General features: G+C 55.5%; 6 protein-coding genes and 1 pseudogene. All 7 read left to right on the top strand.

What is annotated here, in order from left to right:
* Positions 1-784 (top strand): annotated as a pseudogene (locus EV294_RS12725) (hypothetical protein); the annotation flags it as partial.
* A 149-nt stretch (positions 785-933) separates the two neighbouring features.
* A complete protein-coding gene (locus tag EV294_RS12720) occupies positions 934-1,587 on the top strand; it encodes a BofC C-terminal domain-containing protein (protein WP_132307273.1) in 654 nt (217 codons plus the stop codon).
* Between the two features lie 161 nt (positions 1,588-1,748).
* Positions 1,749-2,249, top strand: a complete 501-nt coding sequence (gene ruvC, locus EV294_RS12715) for a crossover junction endodeoxyribonuclease RuvC (RefSeq protein WP_015845963.1) — start codon at positions 1,749-1,751, stop codon at positions 2,247-2,249.
* Positions 2,246-2,884 carry a Holliday junction branch migration protein RuvA gene (gene ruvA / locus EV294_RS12710; protein ID WP_132307271.1) on the top strand — a complete coding sequence of 213 codons (639 nt, stop codon included), beginning with the start codon at positions 2,246-2,248 and terminating at the stop codon, positions 2,882-2,884. Before ruvC ends, ruvA begins: the two co-directional genes overlap by 4 nt.
* A gap of 20 nt (positions 2,885-2,904) precedes the next feature.
* On the top strand, positions 2,905-3,906 hold the full coding sequence (gene ruvB, locus EV294_RS12705; protein ID WP_132307269.1) for a Holliday junction branch migration DNA helicase RuvB: 1,002 nt from the start codon (positions 2,905-2,907) through the stop codon (positions 3,904-3,906).
* A gap of 5 nt (positions 3,907-3,911) precedes the next feature.
* Positions 3,912-4,355: a thiol-disulfide oxidoreductase DCC family protein gene (locus tag EV294_RS12700; protein WP_132307267.1), complete on the top strand. Its 444-nt coding sequence runs from the start codon at positions 3,912-3,914 to the stop codon at positions 4,353-4,355.
* On the top strand, positions 4,355-6,460 hold the full coding sequence (locus EV294_RS12695; RefSeq protein ID WP_132307265.1) for a SpoIID/LytB domain-containing protein: 2,106 nt from the start codon (positions 4,355-4,357) through the stop codon (positions 6,458-6,460). The genes EV294_RS12700 and EV294_RS12695 overlap by 1 nt, the downstream gene beginning before the upstream one ends.
* Positions 6,461-6,464 lie beyond the last annotated feature (4 nt).

Raw genomic sequence — 6,464 nt, 5'->3', positions numbered from 1 at the left:
CCCAACGGCGGTGTCCCCGGCAGAGATGGGACCTGGCTATGGCTGGCCGGGAGCGGTATCTCCGGCAAGCTTTGGTCCCGAGAATGTATCGCCTGCTGCCTTGGGAGAAAATAGTGCCCCAACAGCCGTCAGCCCTGAAATGACAGGACCTGTCGGCGGTTATGGCTACGGCTGGCCGGGAGCGGTATCTCCGGCAAATATGGGTCCGGAATATGGCTACGGCTACGGAGGAATGGTATCCCCCGTTAACGCAGGCCCGGATTACGGCTACGGCTACGGTCATCCGGGAATGGTATCGCCGGCTGCGATGGGACCAAACGTATCGCCCGCAGCGTTAGGCTCGAACGTATCCCCCGCTGCGCTTGGATCTAACGTATCGCCTGCAGAGCTAGGCTCGAACGTATCTCCGGCTGCGCTTGGATCCAACGTATCGCCTGCGGCGCTTGGCTCGAATGTTTCGCCGCTTGCGCTTGGGCCTAACGCCGCGCCAGGCACGAATGTATCCCCGGCCGGCATGGGGCCTGTCGGCTACGGCTATTACGGCAATCAAGTAGCCGGCGCTCAAGGCTTCAGTCCTTATTCCTACTGGCCTGGCCAAACGGCTGGCGCGCAGGATGATCCTTGCGGATGCGGCGGTAAACGCACGGAAGAAGAGTTGATAGAAGCCGTTACCGAAGCGGTGATCAAAAAAGCAAAGCCGCGCAAAATAGCTAAAATCCGTTCGGTTGCTCCAAAATCGTCGAAAAAAACAGACCGCAACAGCAAACCTTGGATTAACCGCTGATGCATAATTTAGTAACAGCCTCTTGCCTTTCTTTAGGGCAGGAGGCTGTTTGCTTTTTTAAAAATAACTTCGGCGAGCGCTTTATGCGTACATATTATTGGAAGCATTGAGTTAAACTAGGTCAAAAAGAAATACAAGGGGCTATTATTATGATGATGAAGTTCAGCTTATGGAAGCAATTGAAAAAAAGACTGCGACGAGGACGGCGTCCGATGTGGACCTTGGGATCCTTCTTGATTGGAGCAACCGTGCTCGTACAAGCTGTTTACGGATCGCCGGCTGCCGCTGCGGCAGCGGCAGCCGGCAAGGAACCGGGAGAAGGAAATCCCGGTCTGATCCGTATATTGCAGGAGCATGAGGAGCCTCTTGCGGTTCAGCTGCACCGCCAGTACATTTGCGGGGAGGAAACGCAGCCGCTTGGCCAATTGACCTCCGCCGAAGTGATACGCATGCTGATGTCCCATCCGGAATGGACGGCGATGCTGTCGCAGGACGGTCGGACCGTGCTGCTGGAGCAGGAGATAGAAGATTTCTCGCAAACGTGCAAAGGCAACATCTATATCGGGCTGGATAAACAAGGCTACCTGTCTCTCTTTGAAGGAGCTCCCAAAAAAGAGAAGGTCGTAAAGACCTTTTTTCAGTTGGACGTGAAATATATGGAGAGCAGCCTGCCGCAGGATAAAGTAGAACGTCTGTCCGAGGGGATCAAGATTACGGATATGGACGAATACAACAGCGTTCTGTCGACCTACAGCGATTTTGCCATACCCGCCAACCAAAAAGTGATGAAGCCGACGTATTGATCGGATGCTGACCTTCCGCGTTCTCCAGCGGAAGGTTTTTTCGTGGACGGGGCCATGCCTCCTCCCCGCGGCGATCTCAAACGCGTGTTCTCATATGGTCCAACTTTTGCTATAATGGACGGATAAGAAGCGGTAATGACTGCCGCAAAGGAGTTGGCGGATTGCGCGTTCTTGGTATAGACCCCGGCATTGCGATCGCGGGATTTGGTTTTATTGATAAGGATGGCCATAAGCTGAAGCCCGTCCAATACGGCTGTATTCAGACGGCTGCCCATACGCCTCAAGAGGAAAGGCTCGTGCAGATTTACGACTCGGCGGTTGCGCTCATGGATAAGTATAAGCCCGATACCGTGGCCGTAGAGAAGCTGTTCTTCAACCGAAACGTAACCACGGCGTTTGCCGTAGGGCAGGCGAGGGGGGTTATTATTCTGGCCGCCGCCCAGCGGGGACTGCCGGTAGCAGAGTATACGCCGCTTCAGGTGAAGCAGGCCGTTGTGGGTTATGGCAAAGCAGAGAAGCGCCAGGTGCAGGAAATGGTTAAAATGTTTCTTAAGCTGTCGGCCATACCGAAGCCGGACGATGTGGCGGATGCGCTTGCGGTAGCGATTTGTCATGCCCATTCTTCGGGATTGTCGCAAAAAATTAACGAGGTGCTTCGATGATCGATTTTTTACGCGGACTTATTTCTCATGTAGAATCCGAATATGTCGTTTTAGATGTCAGAGACGTCGGTTACCGGGTGTTTACGCCTAATCCTTATGCCTTTGCGGGCAAAGAGGAGACCGTCACCATCTATATTCACCATCATGTCCGCGAGGATGCGATCCTTCTGTACGGCTTTGAGTCGAGGGAGGAGCAGACCTTGTTCCGCAAGCTGCTCGAAGTGTCGGGCATCGGTCCGAGAGTGGCGCTTGGCATTCTGGCCGGCGGGCGTCCGGATGCCGTGATCGGCGCGATTCAGCAGGAGAATATCGCGTTCCTGACGAGACTTCCCGGCATTGGCAAAAAGACGGCCCAGCGCATGATTCTCGACCTAAAGGATAAGCTGGCCGGCTTTGCGACGGATGCGGGGCTTCTTGCCGCAGCGGGACTAGCGTCTCATCAACCGGTCTCCGCAGCAAGCGCGCAGCAAGGAGCCGGAACAGCCTGGGAAGAGGCGCGCGACGGGCTTGCCGCGCTTGGTTATACGGGCGCCGAGCTGGATAAGGCCTGGAACGCCCTGGCTCCGTCGGTAACCGCGGACGAAACGGTGGATTCATTAATGAAACGTGCCTTGCAGCAGCTGTTTAAAGGCTAACATAAAGGAGCTGAGCGAGGGTGGAAGATCGGATTATATCCGCTAACCTGATGATGGACGAGCAGGCTATGGAATTAAGCCTGCGCCCCCGGTATCTGGCCGAATATATCGGGCAGTCCAAAGCGAAGGAGAATTTAAAGATTTATATCGACGCAGCCAAGATGCGGAAAGAAGCATTGGACCATGTTCTCCTGTACGGACCTCCCGGGCTCGGGAAAACAACGCTGTCGAACATTATCGCCAATGAGCTTGGCGTTAACCTGCGCACGACGTCGGGGCCGGCAATCGAGCGTCCCGGCGACCTTGCCGCCCTGCTGACCAATCTGCAGGAAGGCGATGTGCTTTTCATTGACGAAATCCATCGTCTTCACAGGACGGTAGAGGAAGTGCTCTATCCGGCGATGGAGGATTTCGCGCTGGACATTATGATCGGCAAAGGGCCCAGCGCCAGGTCCGTCCGTCTCGACCTGCCGCCGTTTACGCTTATTGGCGCAACGACAAGAGCGGGTCTTCTGTCGGCGCCGCTGCGCGACCGGTTTGGCGTCATCAGCCGTTTGGAGTTCTATACGGTGGATGAGCTGGCTTACATTGTTTCCCGTTCGGCTGAAATCTTCGATATTGCCATTATCGGGGAAGCGTCGGAAGAGATTGCGATGCGTTCCCGGGGAACGCCTCGCATTGCGAACCGTCTCCTGAAGCGCGTGCGCGATTATGCGCAGGTGCGCGGCGATGGCATCATTACGCACGAGATAGCAAAATCCGCGCTGGAGCTGCAGCAGGTCGATCCGATGGGGCTCGACAATATCGACCATAAAATGCTGCTGGCGATGATGACGACGTTTGCCGGCCGTCCGGTCGGCTTGGATACGATTGCCGCGTCGATTGGCGAAGAAAGCCAGACGATCGAGGATGTTTACGAGCCTTATTTGATGCAGATCGGTTTTCTGCAGCGGACGCCTCGCGGCCGGATCGCAACGGATCAGGCGTATCGTCATCTCGGGATGCCTATACCGGAAAGGTGAGGAAGATGAAGAGCGAGCGGGAAAAGCTGTATATCGTATATGACGGAACCTGCAATCTGTGCACGGGAACGGTGAGCAAGCTGCGAGAGCTTCGTTCCAACGCCGATTTGATTTTTGTGCCTATTCAATCGCTTGGCGACGCGGCAAGCCGCGTTCCCGGAATTGAGAAAGCAGCAGAGACGGACCTGTACGAGAAGATGCATGTCGCAGACGAGAAGGGCCGGCTGTATGCCGGCGCTGACGGCGTTGTCCGGATTTTGCGGACCATCAAAGGCTTCCGTCTGCTTGCTTTGCTTTACCGCTTGCCCGGCTTAAGCCGGGTTGGCGATTTGCTCTACCGCTATATCGCGAAACGCAGATACGACTGGTTTGGACGCACGGAGCAGAGCTGCTCCTTAAACGGCTGCGACTTGCCGCCGCAACATGAGAGGGGAAAGGGGAATCATTGATGAATTTTCAACGATGGTCGTTTAAGCGGTTATCCTTGCTTACGATCGCCGGACTTTTGTTTGTATCGACGTGGTGGGTGAAGCCTTCGCTTGGCGCCGTTCCGCAGCTTGACACGATTCGGGTTGCCATCTACCTGCAGCTGCCGGGGAAATATCAGGCTAACACGGCCGCGGCTACGTTTTCTTCCGCCGGCGGTTTAACGATAGGCATGAGCGATCCTGCGGGTACGGTACCGTGGGTCAATACCGGGGCTAATGTGCAATCCCGGATTGCGAAGGACGACTATAAGGTAAAAGTAATCGAGACGGAAAGCTTCGATACGGCGCTTGCCGTTTACAAAAGGCTTCAGGCCTTGTCCGGGAGCGGCTTTATTACGTCCCTGAAGAAAAAAGGAAAGACGGTTTATCAGGTTGCGGAAGGTACATACGGCAATGCGGCAGACGCAACGGCGGCCATGACCAAATGGGCGGCGGACAGCACGATCGGCAAGCTGACCGGCAGTGCCAAAGCGGCAATTCAAGGGCCGTACCACCTGGAAAGCGCAGCAACTTACGCTTCCGAAGCGGAGGCGCTTAAAGCCTCCGACGCCTTCAGCGCAGCGGGAGTGGATGCATTCGTAGGCGTGCGCAAGGCCGACGGCAGCGCGAATGCGCGTTATTCCGTGTTTGTTGGCGCTGCTGCCAGCACGGCTGAGCTTAATGTGGTGAAGACGGCTGCCGGCGCAGCGGGCAGCGGGCTGAAGACGGCGGATGATTCCGCTTATCTGCTGGAACGCAACGACCATACGTTAAGCGGCAAAGCAGACAGTCCGGTTACGCTCTACGCGTTCCCGGTTAACAATGCGAAGGTTCGGATTATGCCAGCGGGCAACAGCGCGATTAAGCTGACGGAGCGCAGCGGCCGGACTTACCGGGGGCAATTCGAGGTCAGCGAATTCAACGGCAAGCTGGCCGTCGTTAACGAGCTGCCATTCGAGCAATATTTATATTCCGTGGTTGGCGGAGAGATGATCTCGTCATGGCCGCTTGAAGCGCTCAAAGCACAGGCGGTAGCGGCACGCACGTATGCGCTGTACCAAGGCGCGGGCTTCCAAATCGCCAACGTCGTTGATACCGTTAGCAGCCAGGAATATCAAGGCACGGTAACCGAGAAGCCTTCGACCATTCAAGCGGTAGACGAGACGGCCGGCGAAGTGATGCTGTACAACGGCAAGCTTATTGAGGCGCTGTTCTCATCCAACGGCGGAGGCAAAACAGCAGATGCTTCGGAGATTTGGGGCAATTCCGTTGCCTACCTGAAGAGCGTCTCCAGTCCGGCGGACAGCTCCTCGGAGAAGGGCTTGTACACTTGGTACCGGGTTGTTTTGCCGAACAATCAGACCGGATATATCCGGGAGGATCTGCTGACCGATTCCGGTCAAACGAATGCGGCAGGCGTCAAGCTAATGACCGTAAATACGGACGGATCCAAAGTGCGGAAAAATCCGAAGGTAGAAGATGCCGTTGCGTTAGTCGGGCAAGTGAATAAAGGCACCGTTGTTGCCATTCTGGACAAAGCGGTCGAGAATAACGCGATGTCCTGGGTGAAGGGTCCCTTCACGTCTTCGGAGCTTCTCGCTACGATGACGAAGCAGGCGAGCGTTACGGGGCCGATTACTTCCTTGCAGGTCGGAACAACGGGGCCATCGGGGCGAGTTACGCAATTGCTTGTCAATGGACAGTCCTACAATGTAAAATATCCAGATGTGCTTCGTTCGGCGCTTGGCGGTTTGCCTAGCACGCTATTTAAGGTAGACGAAACGGCGAAGGTGACTATGCTTGGCGCCAACGGCTCGACCCGCACGAAGACGTCTTCCGCGCAGCCCGTTTATATGATTCAGGCAGGCGGCCAAGTCACGCAGGCCGACAGCAACGTGATCGTTATGAACGGAGACAGCCAGATCCGCGCGACAACCAAGGATCCTTCCTTCCGTTTCGTCGGAACGGGGTACGGCCACGGAATCGGATTATCCCAATACGGAGCGTTAGGTCTGGCACAGCAAGGGTATGACTACTCTTATATCTTGCAATACTACTATAAAGATGTAACTATCGCTAAGGAATGATTGA

The sequence above is a fragment of the Paenibacillus sp. BK033 genome (assembly GCF_004345425.1).
Classification (GTDB): domain Bacteria; phylum Bacillota; class Bacilli; order Paenibacillales; family Paenibacillaceae; genus Pristimantibacillus.
This window is presented reverse-complemented; position numbering and strand designations above follow the sequence as displayed.